The following is a 22890-nucleotide window of genomic DNA, read 5'->3' on the forward strand; positions in this document are numbered from 1 at the left end:
ATACTTAAATGGAATTATTAGTACCGGAAATTGGTTTAGTTATTTTTCAGACAATAGCATTTTTATTGTTAATGTTTGTTCTGGCTAAGTTTGCATGGAAACCTGTATTGGCTGCGATTAAACAGCGTGAGCATGATATTGATGAAGCTTTAAATAAAGCTGAATTAGCAAAACAGGAAATGGTTCGTTTAGCTGCTCAAAACGAGGAGTCGATGAAAGAAGCCCGTGCAGAAAGAGATCTGATTCTTAAAGAAGCTAAAGCTTTGAAGGATTCAATCGTAAATGAAGCAAAAAGCCAGGCACAGACTGAAGGAGCTAAATTAATTGAAAAGGCAAAAATTGAAATTGAGAATCAAAAGAAAGCTGCTTTGGCTGAATTGAAAGATCAGGTTTCAACATTATCAATTGATATCGCAGAACGTGTATTGCGTAACCAGTTAACTGATAAAGCCAAGCAGCAGGATTTAGTTGCGGGTCTTTTGAAAGATGTTGAATTAAACTAGTTCTTGTTTTCAAATTAAAGAAAAATGTCACAAAATAAAGCAGCATCAAGATACGCCAAATCATTAATTGATCTTTCTACTGAGCAATCTGCTCTGGAGGAGATTAAAAATGACATGGCACTTATTGAGCAGACTATTGATCAGAACAGTGAATTGGAGACGATTCTTCAGAACCCTGTTATTCCTTTGAGTAAGAAAGCTGGAATTTTAGACGATGTTTTCGGTACAAAGGTTCATGCAATTACCAGAACTTATCTGAAGCTGGTAGTGAGCAAAGGCCGCGCTGCTATTTTATTTGATACGGCAAAGTCTTTTGTTGCTCAGTATAATACGATCAAAGGTATTATTACGGCGGAGGTTTCTTCAGCTGTAGCACTTACTGATGAGAACAGGGCGCAGATCATTGCTGTAGTTAAAAAAGAAATAGGTGCGAATGAAGTTGTCATCAAAGAGAAAGTAAATGAAAATCTTATTGGTGGTTTCATCCTTAAAGTTGGTGATAAACAATTTGACGCGAGTATTTCAGGTAGCTTGAATAAATTAAAAAAGGAATTATCCCACGGACTGGTTTAATTCAAATTAACAGTATAAGAATTACAAAAGAAATAATATAAAATTATGGTAGAGGTAAGACCAGACGAAGTATCGGCAATTATCAGGCAACAATTGTCGGGCTTCAAATCAGAAGCCGAACTTGAAGAAGTTGGTACCGTATTGCAAGTGGGTGATGGTATTGCCCGTGTATATGGTTTAACTAAAGTTCAATCAGGTGAGCTAGTTGAATTTGAAAACGGCTTGCAGGGTATTGTTTTGAACCTTGAAGAAGATAATGTTGGTGTGGTTTTATTAGGCCCGTACAGCAGTATCAAAGAAGGTGATACGATTAAACGTACTAAGAAAATTGCCTCTATTAAAGTTGGTGAAGGTATGTTAGGCCGTGTTGTAAATACACTTGGAGAACCTATCGATGGTAAAGGACCAATCGTTGGTGAGACTTACGAAATGCCAATTGAACGTAAAGCTCCAGGAGTAATCTACCGTCAGCCAGTTAACGAACCTCTTCAGACAGGTATCAAAGCGATTGATGCGATGATTCCTATCGGACGCGGTCAGCGTGAGTTGGTTATCGGTGATCGTCAGACCGGTAAAAGTGCTGTTTGTATCGATACGATTATCAACCAAAAAGAATTTTATGAAGCAGGTAATCCTGTTTTATGTATATATGTTGCTTGTGGTCAGAAAGCCAGTACAGTTGCAAACGTTGTTCGTACATTAGAGGAGAACGGTGCAATGGCTTATACAGTAGTTGTTTCGGCTTCTGCTGCAGATCCTGCTCCATTACAATTTTATGCCCCATTCTCTGGTGCAGCTATTGGTGAGTACTTCCGTGATACTGGTCGTCCTGCACTGATTGTTTATGATGATTTATCTAAACAAGCTGTAGCATACCGTGAGGTTTCTTTATTATTGCGTCGTCCACCAGGACGTGAGGCATATCCGGGTGATGTGTTTTATCTGCACAGTCGTTTATTAGAGCGTGCGGCTAAGATCAATGCTAACGATGAGATTGCACGTAATATGAACGATTTACCAGAATCAATCAGAGGAATCGTAAAAGGTGGTGGTTCACTAACTGCTTTGCCAATTATCGAAACTCAGGCTGGTGACGTATCTGCTTATATCCCTACTAACGTAATTTCAATTACTGACGGACAGATCTTCTTAGAGTCTAACTTGTTTAACTCTGGTATTCGTCCGGCTATTAACGTAGGTATCTCGGTATCACGTGTAGGTGGTAATGCACAAATTAAATCAATGAAAAAGGTTGCTGGTACATTGAAACTGGATCAGGCGCAATACCGTGAATTAGAGGCTTTCTCTAAATTCGGATCTGATTTGGATGCAGCTACTAAATCTGTACTGGATAAAGGTGCCAGAAACGTTCAGATTTTAAAACAAGCGCAGTTCTCTCCAATGTCTGTAGAGAAACAGGTAGCAATTATATACATTGGTACCAAGAACCTGATGCGTTCTGTACCTGTAAATAAAATCAGGGAATTCGAAGCTGAATATCTGCAACAACTGGAATTGCGTCACCCACAAACATTGGCTTCTTTAAAAGCTGGTAAACTGGATGATGAGATTACAGGTGTGTTAGAAACAGTAGCTAAAGAATTAGCTGGAAAATACTAAGTAAAGAAGGAAGATTAATAAAGAATGGCAAATTTAAAAGAAGTAAGAATTCGTATATCGTCGGTTCAATCTACGCAGCAGATCACCAAGGCCATGAAAATGGTTTCGGCAGCGAAGCTGAAACGTGCAACCAATGCTATTGTACAGTTACGTCCGTATGCTACGAAGCTTAAAGAGATCTTAGGAAATCTTTCTGCCAACCTGGAAGGATCTTCTTCACCTTTTGTACAGGAGCGTGAACCTAATAAAGTTTTAATTGTTATCGTTTCTTCCAATCGTGGTTTAGCTGGTGCGTTCAATATGAACGTGATCAAAGCAGCAAATAACCTGATCAGTGATAAATATAGTGAGCAGTACAAAAACGGAAACGTAAGCATTATATCTATCGGTAAGAAATCTCAGGATTTTTATGAGAAAAGGGGTTACAATATCATTGGAAATAACAACGAGGTATATACTGCATTAACGTTTGAGAATGTAACTAAAATTACGGAATCAATCATGGCAGGATTTAAAAAGGGTGAGTTTGATAAGGTAGAATTAGTATATAACCGTTTTAAAAATGCGGCTATGCAGATTATCACTACTGAACAATTGTTACCATTGCCGAAAACTGAAAATGTGAAGGCTTCCAAAACTCAGGTAGACTATATTCTTGAGCCTACACAAGAGGAAATTGTTAAGGAATTAATTCCTAAATCAATTAAAATACAATTGTATAAAGCTGTGCTGGACTCTCATGCTTCTGAGCATGGTGCAAGGATGACTTCAATGGACAAAGCGACTGAAAATGCAGGTGATTTGTTGAAAGCATTGAAATTATCATACAACCAGGCCCGTCAGGCTGCAATTACAACTGAACTTTCAGAGATTGTAAGCGGAGCTGCTGCATTGAATGGCTAGTGCATCAAAATTATAAGATTAAGGCCCTTATCATCTCCATGGTAAGGGCCTTTTTAATTCCTATCCTTTAAATATCAATTTCATCTTTATGAAGATTTTTTCAGTTTTAATCACACTTCTGTTGCCACTACATTTACTCGCGCAAAATAAACCTTCTGTAAATGCAGCTAAAGATTACACCATGGCTGTAGCCTGGCAACAGCATTCTGGCGAGTATAAGGCACTTTGCTTTCAGGCTTATAACTTTGCGAGGCTATCTTTAGATTATCGTTTAAAAATGGCAGATACATCAAAGCGTAACTGTATAGTGGTGGATATTGATGAAACGGTTTTGGATAACTCGCCTTTTCAGGGACATGAGATAAAAAATGGGGTTAGTTATGATCCTAAAGACTGGAGCGACTGGACGGGTAGAAGCGCAGCAGACACGGTGCCGGGTGCATTGAGCTTCCTTAATTATGCCAGGTCGAGAAAAGTAGAGACTTATTATATTACGAACCGGGAGCAATCTGATTATACCGCGACACTGAAAAATTTACAGCGGTTTGGATTTCCAGACGCTGATGATGCGCATTTACTGGTGAAGACTACCACGTCCGATAAAGAGGCCCGCCGGCAGAAAGTTTTGGAGCGGTATCATATCCTGTTACTTTGTGGAGATAATCTGAGTGATTTCTCGAATGTTTTTTATAGAGAGGGCAAGAATACAGGGGAGCAGGTATCAAAATTCAGTGAGGAATTTGGCAGTCATTTTATAGTCCTGCCTAACCCAATGTATGGCGATTGGGAAAAGTTACTTTATAGGGGAGAACATTTGAATGAAAGCGAAAAAGCTAAGCAGCGTGCGGAAGGATTAAAAGGTTATTATTAAAGTCGCCGCAAAAAGAGAAATTATTCTCCATTCAACATGCGGTTTTTATATAAATAATCTTAATTTTGTGCAGCAATTTAAAAAATAAAAACATGGAACAAACTCCAAATCACAATACTAAAAGCATGCAGACTGCGAATGAGTCATCAATATACAAACTATTGATTGTTGGTGTAGTTGTCAGCCTTGTGGGTGTATATTTACGCTTTGCTTTTGATTCCAATATGTTATCATTAGTTTCCTGGATCATTTTATTCTTAGGTGCGTTTATCTGCTTCAAAGCAGTATTCAAAATATTGGGCGCTTAATAAGTATATAAAAATATATAAGAGCCTTCAGTAGCCTTTGCTGCTGAAGGCTTTTTTATTTTAATCTTTTTTGATTGTCTTTGGCAAAAGCAGACCATCCTGAATAAGATTTGCCACTGCCGCTTGTGCTTACTCTTTGAAAAGAATGACAAACAGCAACAGCAAGTCCATCTGTAGCATCAAGAAATTCTGGTGTTTCTTTGAAATTAAGTAGTCGCTGTAACATAGCTGCCACTTGTTCTTTACCTGCACTTCCATTACCTGTAATAGACTGCTTAATCTTTCTTGGCGCATACTCTGTAATAGGCACATCTTTAGACAGCGCAGCAGCCATAGCAATCCCCTGAGCTCTCCCCAATTTCAGCATTACCTGAATGTTTTTGCCATAGAAAGGTGCTTCAAGCGCCATTACATCTGGTTTATATTGTTCCACCAGTCCCACTGTCTTTGCAAAAATACGCTGGAGTTTCAGAAAGTGATCATCCAGATGATCCATACGTACGATGCCCATGCTGATCAGTTCGATTTTATTACCCTTCTCCAGTATTACTCCATATCCCATCACAGAAGTTCCAGGGTCTATACCCATAATTACCCGTTCCTTTTTTTCGACCAACATAGAACAATATTAAGCATATTTGCACAGAGTAAAAGCATAAAAAAATTGATTAGCAGATACAAGCCAATATTTTCATTATTTCTAAAATCGGCAATTGTATTATTTGCCATGTGGTTTATTTACAACAAACTGGTTGCCAATACAAACCTGAAAGACTTTAGGAACATCTTATCCCTTATCCCGGCGGCAGAAATAACGGCAGTGCTTTCGCTTGTTATCTTATTGATGCTGGTGAACTGGGGACTGGAAGCTTTCAAATGGAAGCGCCTTGTGCAGCAAATAGAAAATATATCGATATGGAAAGCGGTGGAGTCTGTATTCTGCGGTTTAACCTGGGCTGTGTTTACACCAAATAGAATTGGTGAATATGGAGGTCGGGTATTCTTTCTTTCTCCAAAGCGCAGAATTGTGGGTATAGTGGCCATGGCAGTAGGTAATATTGGTCAGATGGTGCTCACAAATATCTTTGGAGCTGTTGCGCTCAGCATTTTTATTTATCGTTTTATGGCTTTAGATTACCGGTTGAATTATGCATTAATGGCACTCTCGGCGATGTTTTGTGTATTCTTCCTGATTTTCTTCTTCAATATCCGGTGGTTAAATGGTTTATTGCTGTCCATGCGGTTCACCCGTAAATACAAAAAATTTTATAGTATTCTTGGCAGGTATCAGAAAAAAGAACTTTTTAAAATCCTGCTCTTCTGCCTGGCCCGCTATGTGGTATTCAGCACGCAGTATTTTATTATGTTTTACTGGCTTATTGCCGATATCCATTATCTGGATATATTGATGATGGTATGTATCTTATTCTTTGTACAGTCCACATTACCCTCTCTGGATTTGTTTGATATTGGTATCAGGAGTGCTACTGCCTCTTATTTTTTTAGCTTTGTTACGCATCAGGATGTTGCTGTTATTGCATGTACTGCAAGTATATGGCTGATTAATATTATTATTCCTGCTATATTAGGCTCTTATTTTGTTTTTAAATTAAATTTTTTTGGAAGTATACAGCGTAGTTAGTTGCCTATCATTATTTTTAACCATTCTCTATCTGGTAGTTGTGACTACATTTATAAGAGGCTGGCACCGTTTAATTCCTTTTCAGTATAAAACTGCTACGGCAGTTACACCTGTATCTATTATTATTGCTGCAAGAAATGAGGCAGAGCAGATTCATGAAACAATAGAGGCGTTGCTGGCGCAGGACTACGATAAAAACCTTACGGAGATTATTTTTATAGATGATCATTCTACTGATGCTACGGCTGCGATTATCCGGTCTTATGCGGACAGAGGAGTGAGGCTGATTTCTTTGAAAGAAGACAGGGCACTTAACTCTTACAAGAAGAAGGCTATACAGACTGCTATAGCGGGGGCAAGCGGAAGGCTGATCATTACTACAGATGCCGACTGCCGTATGGGCACAAGATGGCTTAAAACGATTGTATCGTTTTATGAGGAGAATGACTATAAAATGATCTCTTCACCGGTAGCGTATGATCAGGAGAAAAGCTTTTTTGAACGTTCGCAGTCCCTGGAATTCCTTTATTTGATAGGTCTGGGTGCATCAACGATAGGAAACAATCAGCCCTCAACCTGCAACGGGGCAAATCTTGCGTATGAAAGGGATGCTTTCTATGAGGTTGGCGGTTTTCAGGGTATAGATGATCTGGCGTCGGGAGATGACGAATTGCTGCTGCATAAAATTGCAGCGAGATATAATAATCAGATCGGTTTTTTAAAGAATACTGATGCCATAGTTTATACCCATGCCAAACCTAATTTAAAAGAATTTTTGCAACAACGCAAACGCTGGGCTTCGAAGAGTACACGATATAAAAATAAGGCAATTATTGTGCTGGGTGTCTTTATCTGGTTTTTCAATGTGAGTATTCTACTGAATCTTTTAACCGGTTTATTTCTGATCACTTATCTTAAAATAGCACTCCTGCAGCTTGTTTTAAAGATCGTTGCAGAGTTGATATTTCTTATCGATGTAACGGGATTTGCCAAAAGAAAAGAATTGCTGATCTTATTACCCGTACTTAATATTTTCCATGTACTTTATATTATTTATATTGGTATAGCCGGTAATTCGGGCAAGTACAATTGGAAAGGTAGAATGGTCAACTAATGAAATCTAATCACAATCCTTCAGCCCAGGTATGGAAAAAGTTCAGGAAAAATAAACCGGCTTTGGGAGGATTGATTTTCATTTTACTTTTAATGATGATGGGGATTCTGGGCTACCTGATTACACCAGATCAAACACCCTTATCAAACACAATGCACTTGCAGCTGAGTAACAAAAAGCCGGGACGCAGCTTCGAATTTTTTATTGTCAGCACCAGGAAAGTAGAGCAGGTAAATTTTCTGCATAAGATGTTATTTGGTCAGGAGGCTTCTTACAGAAGTATCCCTGTCACCTCTTATAGAGTAGCGGGGAACCGGATTTTTGTAAAAGAATATATAGGCGATGATGAAGAGGCGGCAGAAACCAGTTTCCCCATTGCACAAGATGGTCGGAAAGCTATTGACCGGCTCATTTATAAACAAACATTTCTACTTGGAACAGATACCTATGGCAGGGATTTATTGAGCCGGTTAATTACAGGCATCCGGGTCTCTTTGTCAGTTGGACTAATTGCTGTCATTATTTCTCTCACTATTGGTATCACATTGGGCGCCGTTGCTGGTTATTTTGGTGGTAAAGCAGATACCTGTATCAGCTGGCTGATGAACGTGATCTGGTCATTGCCCTCCTTGTTACTGGTGATCGCTATTTCTTTTGCATTGGGAAAAGGATTCTGGCAGATATTTATTGCGGTAGGACTATCTACCTGGGTGGATGTTGCGCGCTTAGTACGTGGGCAGGTAAGGGCACTAAAAGAAGTAGAGTTTGTGGAAGCTGCGAAGGCACTGGGATTTTCTTCTTCACGCATTATCATCAGACATATCTTACCTAATATTGCCGGGCCGGTGCTGGTCATGGCTTCAGCTAATTTTGCTTCCGCTATTTTGCTTGAAACAGGTCTCAGCTTTCTTGGTTTCGGTGCTCAGCCGCCAATGGCGAGTTGGGGCAGCATGATTAAAGAAAACTACGGTTACATTATTATGGACGCAGCATACCTTGCTATATTGCCTGGTTTAGCTATTATGTTCACCGTCTATGCATTCAATCTCATTGCGATTGGATTGGGTGATGTATTTGATGTGAAAGCACAAAACGTAACTGTTTAGATCTGTCTCCTAATTTTATTAAATTTGTGCCATGTTATTGAATTGTTATCAACTGGATTTTTTAGAAGCAGGTTGCGATGAAGCCGGCAGAGGTTGTCTGGCTGGTCCCGTATATGCTGCTGCAGTGATCTTACCGCCTGACTTTGTTGCTGGTGTATTAACGGATTCCAAACAGCTAACGCACAAACAGCGTGTGGTATTAAGAGAAATCATAGAGAAGGAAGCTGTTGCATGGGCTGTGGCCGCAGTAGATAATCATGAAATTGATGAGATCAATATTTTAAACGCTTCATTTCTGGCAATGCACAGGGCGATAGAAAAATTAGCTGTCAAACCTGAATATTTAAGTATAGACGGGAATCGATTTAAAGCCTATCCCGGAGTGCCTCATTCCTGCATTGTAAAAGGGGATGGGAAATATTTGAATATAGCTGCTGCATCTATCCTGGCAAAAACTCATCGCGATGAATACATGGAGAACCTTGCGGTATCTTATCCGGCATACCAGTGGCATCAGAATAAAGGCTATCCAACCAAAGTCCATCGCCTTGCGGCACTGAAAGAAGGGCTTACGCCATTTCATCGTAAAACTTTTACGATCAGCAATCCTGAGCTTACACTCTTTTCTGAAATCGAGGTATAATTTGTATTTTCACATGATTTGAAAACATTAATACTAAGTAACAGAGTTCCCTTTCCACCCAATAGCGGTTATCCGATTGTAGTTTACAATACTATAAAAGGGTTGTTGAAGTTGGATGTGGATATTACTTTGTTTAGTATTAATACCAATAAACACCGGATTGATGTTGATGATATCTATGATCCGGTTTTTGAGAGTATCAAGTTTCATTCTTTTGATATAGACACGGAGGTCAACCTCATGGGTGCATTCCTGAATATATTCTCTAACGAATCTTATAATGTATCCCGGTTTTATGATGATGATGCGGCAAAGTTATTAGAGAATATCCTGCGGGAAAATGAATTTGATATCATTCAGTTTGAAGGCCTGTTTGTGGTACCTTACCTGGATGTCGTGAAGAATAACAGTAAGGCCAAGCTCATTTATCGTGCGCACAATATCGTTTTTGACGTGTGGGAGCGATTAGCCAACTCCGAACGTTTTACGCCCAGAAGGAAATACCTTCAATTTCTGGCAAGAAGGTTAAAAGTTTATGAAACAGAGCAAATTAACCGGTTCCACCAGATTTTTGCAATCAGTGAACCGGATCGCCAGAGTATACTTCATTTTGGATGTGAAACCTGTTTAGATGTGTTTCCTGTAGCACTGGACTTCGAAAAATATGTTATTGATACATCTAAAACGAGTTTTCCTACGCTGTTTCATCTTGGAGCAATGGACTGGCGACCAAATAAGGAAGGACTGGAATGGTTTATAGATGAGATCTGGCCGGATATTGAGAAACTCAACAGTGAACTCCGCTTTTACGTTGCGGGTAAAAGTATGCCTCAGCATTTTTATAATTATGATTCAGATAATCTGGTTGTAGAAGGTGAGATTTTTGATGCGGTAGAATTTATGAATTCCAAAGCCATCATGATTGTTCCCTTATTATCAGGTAGCGGAATGCGTGTGAAGATCATTGAGGGTATGGCGATGAAGAAGTGTATCATCGCGACCAGTTATGCTGCCGAAGGAATCAACTGTAAGAACGGTGTTGATATCCTGATTGCGGATACGCCGGATGAGTTTTACCGTTCCATTCTTCAATGTATAACAAATCCGAACCGCTGGCGTGAGATTGGCGAGAATGCGAGAAAAACGGTTGAGCGCGACCATCATATCAGCACCATTTCTGAAAGGATGTTAAGTGTTTACCAGCGACTGGTAAATGGTTAAATTTTATGTACTTTTGCCCTCGATTTTTAACCGCAACAGTAGATGAATAATACCGCATTAACAGAAAAACACATTTCCCTCGGTGCCAAAATGGTACCCTTTGCAGGCTATAATATGCCTGTTCAATACGAAGGTATCAACGCAGAACATGCTACAGTCAGAAAATCTGTAGGGGTTTTTGATGTAAGTCATATGGGCGAATTTATCCTTAAAGGTGAAAATGCTTTAGACCTGATCCAACGTGTAATCAGTAATGATGCAAGTAAGTTATATGATGGAAAAGTTCAGTATGCATATCTGCCGAATGAAGACGGTGGTATAGTTGATGACTTGCTGGTCTACAGAATTGATGAAAAAACTTATATGCTTGTAGTGAATGCTTCAAACATAGAAAAAGACTGGAACTGGATCAGTAAGTTCAATACGAAAGATGTAGAAATGCATAACATTTCTTCAAAAACGTCACTTTTAGCTGTTCAGGGTCCTAAAGCTGCAGAAGCATTGCAAAGTTTGACTGATATTGATCTGGCCTCAATGGAATATTATAATTTCACAAAAGGTACTTTTGCAGGTGTTGAAAATGTAGTTGTATCTGCAACAGGTTATACTGGTGCAGGCGGGTTCGAGATTTACTGTGACAATGAACATGCTGAAAAGGTTTGGGATGCTGTTTTCGAAGCAGGGAAACCTTTCAACATCAAACCAATTGGTTTAGGTGCACGTGATACTTTACGTTTAGAGATGGGTTTCTGTTTATATGGAAATGATATTGATGATACAACCTGCCCGATTGAAGCAGGTTTAGGATGGGTAACTAAATTCACTAAAAACTTTACGAATGCGGAAGGACTTGCGGCTAAAAAAGAAGCAGGTGTTACACGTAAACTCATTGGATTTGAAATGATTGACCGCGGTATTCCACGTCACGATTATGAGATTGTTGATGCTGCAGGAAATGTAATTGGCAAGGTAACTTCGGGTACTCAGTCGCCATCTCTTCAGAAAGCGATAGGAATGGGTTATGTGACTAAAGAACATACAAAAGAAGGTGCAGAAATTTTTATCAGTATCCGTAATAACAGTATCAAAGCTAAAGTCGTTAAATTCCCTTTTTACAAATAGTCTGTCCCGGTATTCATGCAAAGAAAAATAGAAGTCTGCCTAACGCCCGCACTCATTAATTTATATACTATTGAAGATAGTATTGTAGTTGTAATTGATATACTGAGGGCAACTTCATCTATCGTTTATGGAATTGATAACGGAGCTGAGGCGATTATTCCCGTAGCTCAGGTAGAAGACTGCCTGAATTACGCGGATAAAGGATTTCTGTTAGCAGCAGAAAGAAATGGGGAAGTAGTAGAAGGATATGACTTCGGTAATTCCCCATTTTCTTATACTGCAGATAAGGTTGCCGGAAAAACGGTAGTGCTGACCACAACCAATGGTACCAAGGCTTTACACCTGGCAAAAAAAGCACATCAGGTAGTAATTGGCTCTTTCCTTAATTTACAATCACTCTGTGAATGGATTAAACTACAGGATAGAAACGTGCTGTTGTTATGCGCAGGCTGGAAAGATCAGTTTAACCTGGAAGATACACTTTTTGCAGGGGCGGTAGTACAGCAGCTACGTTCCTCGTTTGAATTATATGACGATGCAAGTGTGGCAGCAGAGGATTTATATACGCTCGCAAAAGATAACTTAAGGGCATATGTAGGAAAATCATCCCATAGCCACAGAATGGTTGCCCTGAATATTGAGGAAGATGTAAAATTTTGTCTGCAATTGAATATCTGTGAAGCCATACCTGTTCTGGTTGGCGACAGTCTGGTTGCCCTGGAAAAATAAGCTTAGTTTTTATTTAACAATTCTTTCAGCTGCTCATTATTTTTGATGGTCTTCAGGGTTTCCTCGTAAGCCAGCCAGTAAATTGTTTCTGCCTTTTTCATGTCGAATGTGCTGATTTCACCCATACCTTTGGGTTCTACCAATACATTGCAAAAGGCGGCTTTCTGCTCCATATCCTTATTGATAGACATCACACCTGCTCTTGCCATGAGGGAAGTAATCTTAGTAATACTTTGTACAGGTTTTAAATGATTGCAGGAAGAACCGATAATAAAGTCGCAGTTATTCAGCAGTGGTTCCACCGGGAAATTATTGAGAATACCCCCGTCTACATACATTTGATTATCGATCATGATTGGTCTGAAGATTCCGGGAATGCAGCTTGATGCCTGAATGGCACTGATCAATGGTCCTTTTGTAAAATAAACCAGTTTTCCTTCGCTAAAGTTTGTCGCTGCTATTGTTAGCGGTATTTTAAGGTTTTCGATTTTGTTGTCAGGAAAATATTCCTTCAGTAAATTGGAGGTATGTTCGATGTTGATCAGTCCTAAGGAGCCTACAGCAGGTCTGATAAAGCGTAATAATTTTGTTTTTATAAAGATATTGAGTCCTTCTTCCGGGTCTATGCCGGCAGCATAAAATGCACCTGCGATGGAGCCTGCACTGGTTCCGCTAATGTGACTAAAGGTAATTCCTGCATTGATAAAAGCTTTTAATACGCCGAGATGCGCAATTCCCCTTATTCCTCCGCCTGATAATACGATTCCAATTTTAGTCATGCTGTTCGATTTAACAGGGTAATTATTTCGGTTTATATTTTGCTGCACTTAATATTTTTTGTGCATCCTGCTCTGCCATCAGTTGCTGTAAAGTAATATCAGGATTTTCTTCCATATATTTTTTCACAATCTGCCAGCCCGTCCATATACCCAATTTGGGAGCTGATTCGTTCTTTTCACCTAATCCTGGTGTAAAAGGAGCTTCGCTTACATACATCTGGATCTTTTGAAAGTCGGTCTCAAAAAGCAGATCGTTCTGCATAAAATAAGCCCAGATATCACCCTGATACGTTTTGCACCAGTTGAGCTGTTTATCTGTATAACCAATTTTTACGGCATCAGGTGTTTTATCATCTAATACACGGTCCATAAAATAAAGGATTTTACCATTCTCTATCATTTTTGAAAGTAAAGACCGGTTTTCATCTTTTTGAGGGAAAAGCTCCTCACGGGCATAAGTTTCTGTTAGTCTTGGTACAATATATTCAGGTGTAAATCTCCTGGAAAGGTACAAGGGAACACTTTTGACAATGGCTTTGTAAAATTTACTGTCTTTTCCCAAAAACATATCGAGACCAATTCCCATATAGTCATCACCAATAGGGGTCTGCACAGCAAACCCTGAAATGAAAGAGATAAATTTGGGCACACGTATTTTCGGATAATAATACTTGATATACTTAAAGGTCTGTGTTAAGGCTGCTTCGGTAGGGGCCATATCTTTAAATACACTATCGGCTTCCTGATTTAAATCTTTGTAAGCCTTGTCTTTATATAATGTAGCTAATATCTCCTCATTGGTATAACTCAGGTCCCCAACCATTCTATGTACATAGTCATCATAAAATGCGCCGTATTTTTTTTGTAGTAACTGGTCTGTTTTTACAAGCGCGGCGGACTGCCCATCAGACAAGTCCCGGTCAAATCTTTCAATTTTAATCGTCAGATCAATACCCTCAACATCAGGTTTATTACCCTGTTTACAGGAAAAAAATAAGGATACACACAGAAAAAATAGATAAATTTGTCGATGTTTTGCGTTATATGTCATTATAGCAAATATAAACAGATCAGGATTGAAAAATCATTAAACAAACATATGATAATGAAAAAAATATTTACGGCGATAGTATTACTGGTTTTAACTAAAGGTGGATTTGCACAAAATGGTCCGGAGCCTTATTACGGTTTCAGACTGGGTTTGACGGCACATCCGACAATTGGCTGGGTAAAACCTGAAACGGGTAAAAGCAACGGCGTAAACCTGGGGTTTTCGTATGGTCTGATTGGTGATTTTAATTTCACGGAGAACTATAGTTTCTCCACAGGACTGACTATAACTACGATCAACGGGAAGAGTACAGAGATCAATCCAAGTCCTTATCATGATGCTGCGGCGAATCCAAACCCTACTGCATATGATCTGAAATACATGCTTCAGTATGTTGAAATTCCACTAACCCTGAAATTGAAGACAGAGAAAATAGCCAATGCGAGATGGTATGGTCAGTTTGGACTATCCAACGACTTTAATATAGGTGCAAGACAGGATGTAGCGCTTGCCGGAAAGAACGTGGTTAAAGATATCAGTATCAAAAAAGACATTAATTTTTACCGTGCCGGATTAATTATTGGTGGCGGTTTGGAATATGATGTGGCAAGAAGTACGAGCATCACTATGGGACTAACTTATAACAATGGTTTTACAGATATATCTGATGATAAAGGCAGAAGTGTGCGTAACCATTATTTAGGTATCAATTTCGGCGTTTTCTTTTAAAATTATGAAGATAGCATTAGCACAACTCAACTACCATATCGGTAATTTTGAAAGTAATACAAAAAAGATAATTGAGCATATTGCTTTGGCAAAAGCGAAGGGGGCAGACCTTGTTGTTTTTGCCGAACTGGCTGTATGTGGTTATCCTCCCCGTGATTTTCTTGAATTTGAGGAATTTATCTCCCTTTGTGAAGATGCTGCAAAACAGATTGCCGGCCATTGCCAGGGAATTGCCTGTATTGTTGGTCTGCCTGTCAAAAATGAACAGGCAGCTGGTAAGGATTTATACAATGCAGCTTATTTTATAGCCGACGGACAAGTAAAAGCGGTAACGAGAAAGGCATTGTTGCCGAATTATGATGTTTTTGACGAGTACCGTTATTTTGAACCTGCTACCCAATTCAGCTGTATAGACTTTAAAGGAACCAGGATAGCACTGACTATTTGCGAAGATTTATGGAACATTAACAATAATCCATTGTATGTTTCTAACCCAATGGACGTACTCATTAATGAATCGCCCGATATCATGATCAATATTGCCGCCTCTCCATTCTCCTATCAGCACGATGATGAACGCAGGGCTGTACTATCGGATAATGCAAAGAAATATAACCTTCCATTACTTTATGTAAATCAGGTAGGGGCCCAAACTGAGATCATTTTTGATGGTGGTTCTATGGTATTTGACAGTAAAGGTAATCTATTGCATGAAATGCCTTATTTTAAGGAGCATTTAAGCGTGTATCAGCTATTGGATAATAAGATACAAGGTTTTTCTCCTGAGGAGCATCAGCCTGTGCCAGATATCGCCCAGATTCATGATGCACTGATTCTTGGCATTAAAGATTATTTCAGTAAATCCGGATTCTCCAAAGCGGTATTAGGTTTATCTGGCGGAATAGATTCTGCTATCGTTTGCGCACTGGCGTGTCGTGCTTTAGGACCTGAAAATGTGATGGCGGTATTAATGCCTTCAAAATATTCTTCAGATCATTCCATTAAGGATGCATTGGATCTGGTAGAACATTTTGGTTGCAAACATGAAATTATTCCTATTGCGGAGGCGGCTGACGCTTTTGACAGCATGATGTCTAAAGCTTTTACCGGTCTTTCCTTTAACCTTACTGAAGAAAATATACAGGCAAGAAGCAGAGGTATAGTCGTGATGGCAATGTCCAACAAGTTTGGCTATATTCTTTTGAATACTTCTAATAAAAGTGAATGTGCCGTCGGTTATGGTACACTGTATGGCGATATGTGTGGAGCAATAGGCGTAATTGGAGATGTGTATAAAACCCAAATCTATGAACTCGCCCACTATATCAATAAAGATGGAGAGGTAATACCTGAAAATACAATAGTGAAACCACCATCTGCAGAGCTGAGACCGGGTCAGAAGGATTCAGACTCATTGCCGGATTATGATACGCTGGATGCTATTCTCTATCAGTTTATTGAATTGAAAAAGAGTTCGGCTGCAATCATTGCATTAGGCTATGATGAGGCATTAGTGAGAAGAATTATAAAGATGGTGAATGCAGCCGAATTTAAGCGCTACCAGACGCCTCCAATTTTGAGAGTTTCTCCAAAAGCTTTTGGTATGGGCAGAAGGATGCCTATCGTTGGAAAATACCTGGCTTAATCTTCTCCGGTATATTTGCTGATCAGTTTGCCAGTGCCTATCACCAATAGAGAAAGAACCAAAAAGATAATAAATAGGCCGGCGCAATTAATAAGGACGGCGTTGTAGCCTGATTCACTCACATCGACAAATGGATAGGGGTAGAAATCTGAAAAAGTGCCTCTTATTAAAACGAGTATAATATAGAGCAATGGAAAGAGTAGCCATGCAAATGCATTCTTCCATTGCAGCTCATTTTTGGGAACACGGAACAGCCAATGCGCAACAAATAACATGGGCATAGTACTGTGTAATATGACATCCACAATCTTTTGCAATCCTTCCGGATTCCATAACTGGCGAAGTACAAGGTTGTACACGGCACTCACAACGATAATATAAACCACCGTTCCGGATATCACTTTGGAATGAGTGAATATTCTGCCCCATGCAGATTTTGGCTTAACCAGCAGGGCTGTAAAACAAAGTGCAACCAGTATATTACTGAGTATGGTAAAATAGCTGAAGAACCTGAATAATGTTTCAGTTAAGGAAACTGTACGGTTGATGATGTAGAGCACAAGTTGAGCAATGACGGCAAACCATCCCAATAATACGCTGACTGCAATAAACAGATTCTTCATCTTTATTTTTTTACCGGTTTCTTTTTGAAAAAAGCGTAGTATGGAATAAACAACGCCATAATGAAGCCTGTAATACTTAATAGTTGCGCTATCAGATCGCCGCTTTTGGTATAAAAAGTAAGCTGGTCATTCAGGTTGACATCCATTTTAAGCGCATCGCGGGTCCACCATTGTGATTGTTTGACGATATCGCCACGCTGATTGATAAAGCCTGATATTCCTGTATTCGCAGACCTGACTACCCACCTTCTGTTTTCTATGGCTCTTAATTTCGCATATAGGAAATGCTGGTCTTTGCCATAGGTATTCCCCCACCATCCGTCATTTGTGATGATGGCGATAAACTGAGCACCATTTTTAACAGCACCAGCTATCCAGCTGCCCCATAATGATTCATAGCAAATTACCGGTGCTACACCAACTCCGCCCTGGGAATAAAAGACACCAGGTTCATCCTGCCATCCCCATCCTGAGACTGTACCGCCTAAACCTGAAAATACAGGAGCAAGGAAAGCTAATGTTTTCGGGAAAGGCATCTTTTCAACCCCGGGCACCAATTTAGATTTGTGGTAGAAATCTACCTTTGCAGAGTTCTCCACCTGCATCGCAGAATTGAAATTATCATAAAATCTGCCTCCATTTCCATCTTGTTTGGCCGATAAAGTTATTTTCTCATTATAAAACTTTACACTTTCTATTCCTGTGATCAGTGTTCCGTTTTTGTACTTGTTTAAAAAATGCTGCGCATCGATGAATTCGCTGGTATTTCTGATATTGTCTTCATCAGCAAAACTCGGGATCGCTGTTTCAGGCCAGATAAAATATTCTGTATTTACCTGTCCGACAGAATCAGATAAAAGTGTTAGCGTTCGCAATTGCTCTGCCGGTGTTATACCTCCGTTTTTCTCATAGGGGTCTATGTTTGGCTGCACTGCGACCACATTAACCGGAATTGTTTTTTCTTTATATCCGTAATATTTAATCAGTGAAATCCCTGCCGGGATAACGATCAGTAACAGCCATGCTAATCCGGTCCTGATTTTCAGGTAACCCGTTTTGGACTTAAAGCTTTTATAAGCTTCGAATGCAAGGATATTGCTGAGCATAATCCATACCGTACCTCCATACACACCTGTGGTTTCATACCATTGTGCCAGCTGATGCATTCCTGCAAAGCCATTTCCCAGGGTCATCCATGGAAATGCGAGATCCCAGGTTTGGTGAAGATATTCCATGCTTACCCAGAAACTGATTAAGGCAAGGTAAGCTATGTTTTTACTGCTTACCACTTTGCTGAAACGGTAGTAAAGCCAGAAAGCAAAGGTCATCAATAAGGCACCGAGTCCAAAAGGAATCAGTGATATAGGCAGCGCTACCAAAGGACTGTTATAAGCACTGATCGCATTGTATACCCAATAAATGCAAGCTGTATTCCATACCAGAAATGTCAGGCCCGCAGTGAGAAAAACCTTTTTGCCGGTTTTTTTCTCATTGCCCTGCATGAGCTGTTCCAGTGCAATAAACAGAGGTACCAGTCCGATTAGTAAAATTGGAGCGGCAAAGGTATGCGGCGGCCATGCCAGCCACATTAAGAAAGAACTTAATAAGGCAAGCAGGAGAGGGGCTTTGTTTTTCATTAATAATATAGAACTAGAAACTATCTAAAATATCGGCCTTTTTAGCCTCATACTCATCCTGAGTAATCAGTTGTTTATCGTAAAGTGTTTTTAATTTTCTTAATTTCAGTGTAGTTTCATCTTCCGGTTCCTCAACAGGAGTTGGGGACGTGTAAACAGGTACTACAGGTGTCTCACTTACATTATTTTCAATTACCGCCGGCTCGGGAGCAGGAGCTGGAACAGGCTGTTGTGCTCTTCTGTCTTCCAGGTCTGACTGTCTCTGCTGCTCTTTAAAGCCTTCCAATTGTTCGTAAGCAGCCTGATACAATTTCCTTGCCTGTACTTTTGGAATATATTCCGTAATGATGTTTTCACCATGCTGCGGTACACAGATAAATTTCGAACCAAATAATTCTTCTTTGAAAGAAACCTCTTTGATACTTTTCCAGGAAATATCCTTAAAATTCATCGTGATACCGAAATTAGCTGGCTCACAGTAGAAAATCCTTTTATTGCTCACTACGATACAATCAGGCAAAAGGTTGACTGCAGGTTTTTTCTGTACGGCAAGATAAATCAACTCTTCATTAGCCGTCAGCATGTCATTCAGCTTTCCTAAGACTTTTTCTACAGCTTTAGGATCCTGTTCGTCACTTAAAAATCTATCTATTAAAATCATATTATTTTATTTTATGGATTGATGAAAGCATTAATCTTTTTCATAAGTCCGTTTTTCCTTTTTGGTTTCTTCTTTACCAGCAACACAAATTACGAATTCGCCCTTTAAGATATTGTTTTCAAAGTGTGATTTTATTTCCGCTAATGTGCCTCTGACAGTCTCTTCATAAAGTTTAGTTAGTTCCCGGCTTACCGAAGCTTGTCTTTCTTCGCCAAAAAACTGCATAAATTCCTCCAGTGTTTTTAAAAGGCGATGAGGACTTTCATATAGAATTATAGTCCGTTCTTCTTCTGCAAGCTTTTTCAAACGCGTCTGTCTCCCTTTTTTTACCGGTAAAAATCCTTCGAATACAAATGCATCCGTTGGTAATCCGGAATTTACCAATGCAGGAACAAATGCCGTGGCACCAGGTAAACATTCCACCGGGAAGTCATGTTTTAATACTTCTCTCACCAGGAAAAAGCCCGGATCAGAAATTGCTGGCGTGCCTGCGTCAGAGATGAGTGCTACATTTTTCCCCTCACTTAAAAACTTAATGATCTCACTCGTTGCCTTGTGCTCATTATGCTGATGGTGTGAGTATGCTTTTTTATCTATTCCAAAATGCTTAAGCAAAGGAGCACTTGTACGGGTATCTTCAGCGAGGATGATATCTGCCTCTTTCAGGATACGCACAGCCCTGAAGGTCATATCTTCAAGGTTACCGATAGGTGTAGGAACCAGAAATAGTTTACCGCCCATATTATTCTCCAAACTCTTGTTATATTTGTTAAAAATTTAATAATGCTGCAAGTTAACTATATCCGCGAAAATAGAGAGAAAGTTTTAGAACGCTTAAGCGTCCGTAATTTCAAACAGCCAGAACTGGTGGATGAAATTATCAAATTTGATGAAGAACGCCGGCAAACTCAAACTTCGCTTGATAACTTATCAGCCATCGCTAATGCGAGTGCTAAACAGGTAGGTGAGCTGATGCGTAATGGCAAAAAAGAAGAAGCTGAACTGGTAAAAGCGGAAACTGCTTCAAATAAAGAAAGTATTAAAAAGCTTTCAGATGAGTTGGCTGTGGTTGAACTTCATCTGTATAATGCGCTGGTACAGTTACCTAATCTTCCCGGTGAGCAGGTGCCAACAGGATCAACCCCTGAAGAAAATGAAGTTGTTTCCTTACATGGTGAGCCGGCTCAGTTACATGAGAAAGCATTGCCACATTGGGAACTTACGGCTAAGTATGATATTATTGATTTTGAATTAGGGACTAAAATTACTGGTGCTGGTTTTCCTGTCTATAAAGGGAAAGGTGCCCGCCTGCAGCGCGCATTGATTAATTTCTTCCTTGACCGTGCTACTGAAGCAGGATATAAGGAGATGCAGGTTCCTTTGATGGTAAATGAGGCGTCTGGCTTTGGAACCGGACAATTGCCTGATAAAGAAGGCCAGATGTACCATTCGACGGTAGATAATCTATACCTGATTCCTACGGCGGAAGTTCCGGTGACGAATCTTTATCGTGATGTGATCTTAAAAGAAGATGATCTGCCGATTAAAAATACAGCTTATACGCCATGTTTTCGTCGTGAGGCTGGTTCTTATGGTGCACATGTACGCGGACTCAATAGATTACACCAATTTGATAAAGTGGAATTGGTGCAGGTTGTACATCCTGATAAATCATACGAGACATTGGAGCAAATGAGCGCTTATGTGCAGTCATTGCTGCAGGAACTTGGCTTACATTACCGTGTGCTTCGCCTTTGTGGTGGAGATATGGGCTTTGTAGCGGCGATGACTTATGATATGGAGGTCTGGAGTGCAGCACAACAACGCTGGCTGGAAGTATCTTCAGTTTCAAATTTTGAAGCTTACCAGACGAACAGGTTAAAACTAAGATATAAAGGCGCTACAGGAAAAACACAACTGGCACATACTTTAAATGGAAGTGCATTGGCTTTACCACGTATTGTAGCCGCCATATTAGAAAATTACCAAACCGAAGATGGTATCAAAATTCCGGAGGTATTAGTTAAGTATACTGGTTTCGATAAAATAGATTAGTTATTGTTGACGTAGCAGGTACACTTAATAGCGTGTCAAATGTTTAAAAACAAAAAAGGCGGCCAGATGGCCGCCTTTCTCATAAATATTATTTTGATTACAATATCAGAATCAATAACAAGATAATGATAATAATTGCACCTACTGAAAGGTAAACACCACCACCCGCAGCACGAGCTTGTTGTTTCATTTCTTTTAATTCTTTACGCAATGCTTTTTTCTCAGATCTAGACATATGAGATTTATCCATCGCCTTGATTTCTTCAACACGGTTAGTGATTTTTTCAACTAGTGCTTTTTGTTCTGCCGTTAATTCAACTTTGTCCTTAGTCGGAGCCGCAGATACGGTGTTTGCACTAACAGCTAACATAAAAATTAATGCGAAAGAGTAAATTAGTTTTTTCATGATTCTTTGATTTTGAGATTAAAGATTTGTGTTATATATAAGTCCAGAATATCAAAAAACCTACCAAAAGTATTGGTAGGTCTTTAAAAGGCTGTTTTTAATGAATTATATGCCTTTTGAACAATGTTTTTCGACTTACGATCAAAAAAATCATTAAAAAGTGTCTATTCTTTTGGGCATTACTTGATTTCAAAGACGGTGTTCATGATATAACTGAGCTTTATTTTCTTGAAATCTATCTCCGGAGCAGATGCAGAACTGTCTGCTGCTTCAGATCTCATCATCATGGTGCGATATACAGGCTGAGGGAAAGATTCATTATTCACTTCCTGAATATCTATTACGCTACCTAAATGATCACCCATTGCTTCGACCAGGTAAGTGGCCTTCGCTTTGGCAGCCTGTAATGCTTTGATCTTTAATTCTTTTTTCAGGACTTCAATTTTTGAATAATCATAGCTATCAATGTTGGTATAAGCTACACCCTTAGGATCAATGGCACCTACGATGGCATTCCATTTATTCAAATCCGTCACTTTCAGCCTGTATTGTTTACTCACTAGAAAATCGGGGTTTTTCTTTTTTTCTCCAACCGTATTATAACTTGATAAGTTATTTATCGTCAGATTTTCCCTGGCTATTCCTGCGCTTTGAATGGCAGTATATAATTGATTTTCAAGTTCAGTAATCTCCACTTTCTTTTTGCTGTTGCCATCTTTCAGGTATTCTTTTAATGAAATACTGATATAAATGATATCAGGTGTAACCTCGGTTTCTGCCGTCCCGCTAACAGTTATTTTTTTACGTAAATCTACTTGCTGGGCCATAGCGTTAATACTGAAGAACGCAACAAAGGCAAGGGCTAATAACTTTTTCATAATGTCTTTTTTATTTGTGTGTACTATCAAGATGTAAAAACCGTACCGTTTCCATATTATATTTTAATATA

The 22890-nt window shown here is 39.4% G+C and carries 25 protein-coding genes; 16 read left to right on the forward strand and 9 right to left on the reverse strand.

The window, feature by feature from the left end; translation table 11 throughout:
* Window positions 1-8: 8 nt before the first annotated feature.
* From atpF to OQX62_RS02285, 6 genes are all read left to right on the forward strand, one after another.
* A complete protein-coding gene (atpF, locus tag OQX62_RS02260) occupies window positions 9-503 on the forward strand; it encodes a F0F1 ATP synthase subunit B (RefSeq protein WP_265829772.1) in 495 nt (164 codons plus the stop codon).
* A 24-nt stretch (window positions 504-527) separates the two neighbouring features.
* A complete protein-coding gene (gene atpH, locus OQX62_RS02265) occupies window positions 528-1076 on the forward strand; it encodes an ATP synthase F1 subunit delta (RefSeq protein ID WP_265829773.1) in 549 nt (182 codons plus the stop codon).
* 45 nt (window positions 1077-1121) lie between these two features.
* On the forward strand, window positions 1122-2696 hold the full coding sequence (atpA, locus tag OQX62_RS02270) for a F0F1 ATP synthase subunit alpha (protein WP_265829774.1): 1575 nt from the start codon (window positions 1122-1124) through the stop codon (window positions 2694-2696).
* 24 nt (window positions 2697-2720) lie between these two features.
* Window positions 2721-3599, forward strand: a complete 879-nt coding sequence (gene atpG, locus OQX62_RS02275; RefSeq protein ID WP_265829775.1) for an ATP synthase F1 subunit gamma — start codon at window positions 2721-2723, stop codon at window positions 3597-3599.
* 88 nt (window positions 3600-3687) lie between these two features.
* A complete protein-coding gene (locus OQX62_RS02280; protein ID WP_265829776.1) occupies window positions 3688-4470 on the forward strand; it encodes a 5'-nucleotidase, lipoprotein e(P4) family in 783 nt (260 codons plus the stop codon).
* A gap of 92 nt (window positions 4471-4562) precedes the next feature.
* Window positions 4563-4778, forward strand: coding sequence for a hypothetical protein (locus tag OQX62_RS02285; protein WP_265829777.1), 216 nt, complete (start codon window positions 4563-4565; stop codon window positions 4776-4778).
* A 55-nt stretch (window positions 4779-4833) separates the two neighbouring features.
* Here OQX62_RS02285 and ruvC read toward each other — a convergent pair whose 3' ends face one another.
* The gene (gene ruvC / locus OQX62_RS02290) at window positions 4834-5397 is read right to left on the reverse strand and encodes a crossover junction endodeoxyribonuclease RuvC (RefSeq protein WP_265829778.1); all 564 of its coding nucleotides are present in this window, start codon (window positions 5395-5397) and stop codon (window positions 4834-4836) included.
* A 45-nt stretch (window positions 5398-5442) separates the two neighbouring features.
* Between ruvC and OQX62_RS02295 the strand changes: the two genes are divergently transcribed.
* From OQX62_RS02295 to OQX62_RS02325, 7 genes are read left to right on the forward strand one after another with little or no spacing between them, the layout of a single operon-like run.
* Window positions 5443-6420, forward strand: a complete 978-nt coding sequence (locus OQX62_RS02295; protein ID WP_416276553.1) for a hypothetical protein — start codon at window positions 5443-5445, stop codon at window positions 6418-6420.
* A gap of 31 nt (window positions 6421-6451) precedes the next feature.
* Complete coding sequence (locus OQX62_RS02300; RefSeq protein WP_265830150.1) at window positions 6452-7534, forward strand: glycosyltransferase family 2 protein; 1083 nt, start codon at window positions 6452-6454, stop codon at window positions 7532-7534.
* The gene (locus tag OQX62_RS02305) at window positions 7534-8640 is read left to right on the forward strand and encodes an ABC transporter permease (protein ID WP_265829780.1); all 1107 of its coding nucleotides are present in this window, start codon (window positions 7534-7536) and stop codon (window positions 8638-8640) included. Before OQX62_RS02300 ends, OQX62_RS02305 begins: the two co-directional genes overlap by 1 nt.
* A 31-nt stretch (window positions 8641-8671) precedes the next feature.
* A complete protein-coding gene (locus OQX62_RS02310) occupies window positions 8672-9283 on the forward strand; it encodes a ribonuclease HII (RefSeq protein WP_265829781.1) in 612 nt (203 codons plus the stop codon).
* An 18-nt stretch (window positions 9284-9301) separates the two neighbouring features.
* On the forward strand, window positions 9302-10504 hold the full coding sequence (locus tag OQX62_RS02315) for a glycosyltransferase family 4 protein (RefSeq protein ID WP_265829782.1): 1203 nt from the start codon (window positions 9302-9304) through the stop codon (window positions 10502-10504).
* Between the two features lie 42 nt (window positions 10505-10546).
* On the forward strand, window positions 10547-11626 hold the full coding sequence (gene gcvT / locus OQX62_RS02320; RefSeq protein ID WP_265829783.1) for a glycine cleavage system aminomethyltransferase GcvT: 1080 nt from the start codon (window positions 10547-10549) through the stop codon (window positions 11624-11626).
* A gap of 15 nt (window positions 11627-11641) precedes the next feature.
* Window positions 11642-12355, forward strand: a complete 714-nt coding sequence (locus OQX62_RS02325; protein ID WP_265829784.1) for a 2-phosphosulfolactate phosphatase — start codon at window positions 11642-11644, stop codon at window positions 12353-12355.
* A 2-nt stretch (window positions 12356-12357) separates the two neighbouring features.
* Here the strand turns inward: OQX62_RS02325 and OQX62_RS02330 are convergent, their stop codons facing one another.
* Window positions 12358-13134, reverse strand: coding sequence for a patatin-like phospholipase family protein (locus OQX62_RS02330; RefSeq protein WP_265829785.1), 777 nt, complete (start codon window positions 13132-13134; stop codon window positions 12358-12360).
* Window positions 13135-13156: 22 nt separating this feature from the next.
* On the reverse strand, window positions 13157-14185 hold the full coding sequence (gldB, locus tag OQX62_RS02335) for a gliding motility lipoprotein GldB (RefSeq protein ID WP_265829786.1): 1029 nt from the start codon (window positions 14183-14185) through the stop codon (window positions 13157-13159).
* A gap of 54 nt (window positions 14186-14239) precedes the next feature.
* Between gldB and OQX62_RS02340 the strand changes: the two genes are divergently transcribed.
* Together OQX62_RS02340 and OQX62_RS02345 are read left to right on the forward strand one after the other, a co-directional pair.
* Complete coding sequence (locus OQX62_RS02340; protein ID WP_265829787.1) at window positions 14240-14914, forward strand: porin family protein; 675 nt, start codon at window positions 14240-14242, stop codon at window positions 14912-14914.
* 4 nt (window positions 14915-14918) lie between these two features.
* Window positions 14919-16559, forward strand: a complete 1641-nt coding sequence (locus tag OQX62_RS02345) for an NAD+ synthase (protein ID WP_265829788.1) — start codon at window positions 14919-14921, stop codon at window positions 16557-16559.
* Here the strand turns inward: OQX62_RS02345 and OQX62_RS02350 are convergent.
* From OQX62_RS02350 to rsmI, 4 genes are read right to left on the reverse strand one after another with little or no spacing between them, the layout of a single operon-like run.
* Window positions 16556-17182: a Pr6Pr family membrane protein gene (locus tag OQX62_RS02350; protein WP_265829789.1), complete on the reverse strand. Its 627-nt coding sequence runs from the start codon at window positions 17180-17182 to the stop codon at window positions 16556-16558. The two genes, OQX62_RS02345 and OQX62_RS02350, sit on opposite strands and share 4 nt — an antisense overlap.
* Window positions 17183-17184: 2 nt before the next feature.
* Window positions 17185-18819: an apolipoprotein N-acyltransferase gene (gene lnt, locus OQX62_RS02355; RefSeq protein ID WP_265829790.1), complete on the reverse strand. Its 1635-nt coding sequence runs from the start codon at window positions 18817-18819 to the stop codon at window positions 17185-17187.
* A 13-nt stretch (window positions 18820-18832) separates the two neighbouring features.
* Window positions 18833-19480, reverse strand: coding sequence for a PH domain-containing protein (locus OQX62_RS02360; RefSeq protein ID WP_265829791.1), 648 nt, complete (start codon window positions 19478-19480; stop codon window positions 18833-18835).
* A 30-nt stretch (window positions 19481-19510) separates the two neighbouring features.
* Window positions 19511-20221 carry a 16S rRNA (cytidine(1402)-2'-O)-methyltransferase gene (rsmI, locus tag OQX62_RS02365; protein WP_265830151.1) on the reverse strand — a complete coding sequence of 237 codons (711 nt, stop codon included), beginning with the start codon at window positions 20219-20221 and terminating at the stop codon, window positions 19511-19513.
* 42 nt (window positions 20222-20263) lie between these two features.
* Here rsmI and serS point away from each other — a divergent pair, with 42 nt between their 5' ends.
* Window positions 20264-21535: a serine--tRNA ligase gene (gene serS, locus OQX62_RS02370; protein WP_265829792.1), complete on the forward strand. Its 1272-nt coding sequence runs from the start codon at window positions 20264-20266 to the stop codon at window positions 21533-21535.
* 97 nt (window positions 21536-21632) lie between these two features.
* On the opposite strand, the gene OQX62_RS02375 is transcribed toward serS, so the two are convergent.
* Together OQX62_RS02375 and OQX62_RS02380 are read right to left on the reverse strand one after the other, a co-directional pair.
* Window positions 21633-21941 carry a hypothetical protein gene (locus tag OQX62_RS02375; protein ID WP_265829793.1) on the reverse strand — a complete coding sequence of 103 codons (309 nt, stop codon included), beginning with the start codon at window positions 21939-21941 and terminating at the stop codon, window positions 21633-21635.
* Between the two features lie 179 nt (window positions 21942-22120).
* Entirely contained in the window at window positions 22121-22819 is a 699-nt protein-coding gene (locus tag OQX62_RS02380) for an SIMPL domain-containing protein (protein ID WP_265829794.1), read from the reverse strand.
* Window positions 22820-22890 lie beyond the last annotated feature (71 nt).

Origin of the sequence: Pedobacter sp. MR2016-24 (assembly GCF_026239655.1) — a bacterium.
GTDB lineage: Bacteria > Bacteroidota > Bacteroidia > Sphingobacteriales > Sphingobacteriaceae > Pedobacter.

Excerpts from the sequence above, each read along its gene's own strand:
- atpF (WP_265829772.1), top strand. The coding sequence starts at position 9 with ATGGAATTATTAGTACCGGAAATTGGTTTAGTTATTTTTCAGACAATA.
- atpH (WP_265829773.1), top strand. The coding sequence starts at position 528 with ATGTCACAAAATAAAGCAGCATCAAGATACGCCAAATCATTAATTGAT.
- atpA (WP_265829774.1), top strand. The coding sequence starts at position 1,122 with ATGGTAGAGGTAAGACCAGACGAAGTATCGGCAATTATCAGGCAACAA.
- atpG (WP_265829775.1), top strand. The coding sequence starts at position 2,721 with ATGGCAAATTTAAAAGAAGTAAGAATTCGTATATCGTCGGTTCAATCT.
- OQX62_RS02280 (WP_265829776.1), top strand. The coding sequence starts at position 3,688 with ATGAAGATTTTTTCAGTTTTAATCACACTTCTGTTGCCACTACATTTA.
- OQX62_RS02285 (WP_265829777.1), top strand. The coding sequence starts at position 4,563 with ATGGAACAAACTCCAAATCACAATACTAAAAGCATGCAGACTGCGAAT.
- ruvC (WP_265829778.1), bottom strand. The coding sequence starts at position 5,397 with ATGTTGGTCGAAAAAAAGGAACGGGTAATTATGGGTATAGACCCTGGA.
- OQX62_RS02305 (WP_265829780.1), top strand. The coding sequence starts at position 7,534 with ATGAAATCTAATCACAATCCTTCAGCCCAGGTATGGAAAAAGTTCAGG.
- OQX62_RS02310 (WP_265829781.1), top strand. The coding sequence starts at position 8,672 with ATGTTATTGAATTGTTATCAACTGGATTTTTTAGAAGCAGGTTGCGAT.
- gcvT (WP_265829783.1), top strand. The coding sequence starts at position 10,547 with ATGAATAATACCGCATTAACAGAAAAACACATTTCCCTCGGTGCCAAA.
- OQX62_RS02325 (WP_265829784.1), top strand. The coding sequence starts at position 11,642 with ATGCAAAGAAAAATAGAAGTCTGCCTAACGCCCGCACTCATTAATTTA.
- OQX62_RS02330 (WP_265829785.1), bottom strand. The coding sequence starts at position 13,134 with ATGACTAAAATTGGAATCGTATTATCAGGCGGAGGAATAAGGGGAATT.
- gldB (WP_265829786.1), bottom strand. The coding sequence starts at position 14,185 with ATGACATATAACGCAAAACATCGACAAATTTATCTATTTTTTCTGTGT.
- OQX62_RS02340 (WP_265829787.1), top strand. The coding sequence starts at position 14,240 with ATGAAAAAAATATTTACGGCGATAGTATTACTGGTTTTAACTAAAGGT.
- OQX62_RS02345 (WP_265829788.1), top strand. The coding sequence starts at position 14,919 with ATGAAGATAGCATTAGCACAACTCAACTACCATATCGGTAATTTTGAA.
- OQX62_RS02350 (WP_265829789.1), bottom strand. The coding sequence starts at position 17,182 with ATGAAGAATCTGTTTATTGCAGTCAGCGTATTATTGGGATGGTTTGCC.
- lnt (WP_265829790.1), bottom strand. The coding sequence starts at position 18,819 with ATGAAAAACAAAGCCCCTCTCCTGCTTGCCTTATTAAGTTCTTTCTTA.
- OQX62_RS02360 (WP_265829791.1), bottom strand. The coding sequence starts at position 19,480 with ATGATTTTAATAGATAGATTTTTAAGTGACGAACAGGATCCTAAAGCT.
- rsmI (WP_265830151.1), bottom strand. The coding sequence starts at position 20,221 with ATGGGCGGTAAACTATTTCTGGTTCCTACACCTATCGGTAACCTTGAA.
- serS (WP_265829792.1), top strand. The coding sequence starts at position 20,264 with ATGCTGCAAGTTAACTATATCCGCGAAAATAGAGAGAAAGTTTTAGAA.
- OQX62_RS02375 (WP_265829793.1), bottom strand. The coding sequence starts at position 21,941 with ATGAAAAAACTAATTTACTCTTTCGCATTAATTTTTATGTTAGCTGTT.
- OQX62_RS02380 (WP_265829794.1), bottom strand. The coding sequence starts at position 22,819 with ATGAAAAAGTTATTAGCCCTTGCCTTTGTTGCGTTCTTCAGTATTAAC.